2 protein-coding genes and 2 pseudogenes are annotated in these 2,162 nt (G+C 48.9%); 1 reads left to right on the plus strand and 3 read right to left on the minus strand.

Annotated elements, in window-relative coordinates; translation table 11 throughout:
- Positions 1-179: pseudogene (locus TAMC210_RS13615) on the plus strand (IS256 family transposase); the annotation flags it as partial.
- Positions 180-284: 105 nt separating this feature from the next.
- On the opposite strand, the gene TAMC210_RS13140 reads toward TAMC210_RS13615, so the two are convergent.
- The 3 genes and pseudogenes from TAMC210_RS13140 to TAMC210_RS13150 all read right to left on the minus strand — a co-directional run.
- On the minus strand, positions 285-770 hold the full coding sequence (locus TAMC210_RS13140; protein WP_173299271.1) for a hypothetical protein: 486 nt from the start codon (positions 768-770) through the stop codon (positions 285-287).
- A complete protein-coding gene (locus tag TAMC210_RS13145) occupies positions 767-1,150 on the minus strand; it encodes a nucleotidyltransferase family protein (RefSeq protein WP_173299272.1) in 384 nt (127 codons plus the stop codon). The genes TAMC210_RS13140 and TAMC210_RS13145 overlap by 4 nt, the downstream gene beginning before the upstream one ends.
- 338 nt (positions 1,151-1,488) lie before the next feature.
- Positions 1,489-1,842: pseudogene (locus TAMC210_RS13150) on the minus strand (UPF0236 family transposase-like protein); the annotation flags it as partial.
- Between the last annotated feature and the right edge of the window lie 320 nt (positions 1,843-2,162).

Below are 2,162 nucleotides of genomic sequence, written 5' to 3' on the forward strand. Positions count from 1 at the left end.
GGAACGTAAAGAGGTGGCGAAATGGGATGCAGGTTTTGCGCTGGGCTGCAGCTGGACTGCTTCAGGCCGAGAAGGGGTTTAACCGCATCAAAGGATACCGAGAGTTACCCTTATTGGCCACGGCTTTACTGGAAGTCATTACCACGCCAGAAACTTCCAGGAAGGTGAAAACAGCTTAAAAAACGCGAAAGAGGGCGCCACCAAAATTCCACGACGTTTAGGACATGCTCCGAGACCTGGCCGACGGCTGACGGCTGAAAAGCATCTAAAAAGCAGCGAGGCTTTCACTCTTTTTCTTGACCCCTGGCTTCAAGGAATGAAAGGAAACATTCCATCTCCTTTTTGGCGCGGTCAAAAACCCGAGGCAGGTTATCCAGTAAGGGCTCAATACGGGCAGGAGAAAGATGGAAGGTATATACGTTGCGCACAACGTGCCGGAAGCCCCTGTATTCATCCAGGCTGATCCTGGTTTCCCTGGAGATGACAGGGGGACGTATCAGTTCAATCTCAACCGCCATCTGGCGCAAGAGTTCCTGATGCCAGTTTTCTCCTTCCGGCTTACTTTGCTCCACATTGACGGCAATTAGTTCAAAAATTCTTTCCAGTCCTGTATAGAAGCTGTGGAGGTTAAAGGCTACGCTGTCCAGGTAAAAATCATCCCCTGTCAGTTTGTAGCGGTCCCATCCGTTTCGGGCCCGGTCGACTGCCTGCTTGATTTCAACGATCTCCTCCCGGATACGGCCGGCTAGGGCAAGGTATTTCTTTTTCATAGTTCAACCCCTTCACTTTCAATAGCCCTGCGTAAGGATTCCCGGCAGGCTTCCGGGTCAACCAGGTCAACTCTGAACTTTTCACTTAAACCTGTCACCGCCCCTACTGCGGCGTAAAACCGTTCGTCCGGGATGCCCCACACTGCCAGGTCAACATCTGACCAGCGCGTAAAGCGGGAACGGTCTACAAGGGAGCCGAAGGCCACCACTTTTTGGGCACCATATCTCTCTTTTAAGATGGCCGCAGCTCTTGCAGCAACTTTCCAGGCTTCCTTATAACGTTCGGTAAGGGACGGGTCATTTTGCGAAAAATCCTCTGTAAAAGTAAAAGGGTATTTCCTGGCGTAATAAGCAGCAAGCTCGTCAGGTTGGGTACCCATATTTAGCCCCCCTGCTAAAATAGCGTTATCAGCCTCGTCCCTCATTCTCTTTCCAGCAGTTCCACTAATTTAAGTATACCACAGTATCATTGCAGCATGGAATTATTATCCACCAGGTTGATTGTGTCAACCAACTGTAGGAGTATTTATCGTTTTCCTGCGCACTCTAGTCCGACTTAGAGATGTCCATGAGGATTATATTGAACCAAACTGGTGCTGAGTTTGAGATTTCCTCTAGGCTGCCGCCCTACAGGGGACATATAGCTTAAGCGCATACATCAATAGCCTAAAGTAGCCCTACATCCTCACCGTCACAGCAAAAGTATGAGCTGCCAGAGCTACCAGATTAAAGAGATATTCCGGCTTAAAGCCTTTGGAGTTTTCGTTAACTCATTTACCGGCCCCCTTAATGCAGGTAGGTTATCGTATACCTCCCCAGATACCTTCCTTAGCCTCCCCCACTCCTGCTTCAACGCTTTCTCGCTTACCTTAAAGGATTTAAGCTCTCGCCGGTGTTTGTTGATATATACCTCGCGCACCGAAATACCATTTGCCTTCATCGCCCGCAGCCGAGCCATATGGTCTATGCCCTTGGCGCTCCAGGCCATGGGCCGGCTAGAAAGCCTGGCAGATAAAACATGGCTTACATGCCCTTCTGCGCTCACCCCTAACTTGGCTTCCGGATACAACTGTCTCTTTATGCCTGTAATAGGTGCTCTTGTACCTAACTGGGCCAAATATGGTGAGTATTTCTTTGGTATCATTCCTCCGTCCAACCTCCCAGGCAGACCGTTCTTCCCGGTGCTCATAAAAATAACCCGAGTTCGACAGTTGCTAGGCAAAAATGGGTGCTTTTTAGGTGAAGAAGCCTTATAAATCAAGGGGTTTCGGTTTCGGGGAAGTCCAAAAATGAAAAACTGTATAGGCACACGATTGAGAGTTTATCCCTTGATGATAAGGTAGTACATGGGCTATAATATAGACATGTACATACGAACTGTTTCCCGCAAGA

This window comes from Thermanaeromonas sp. C210, from assembly GCF_013167955.1.
Taxonomy (GTDB): domain Bacteria; phylum Bacillota; class DSM-521; order Neomoorellales; family Neomoorellaceae; genus UBA12545.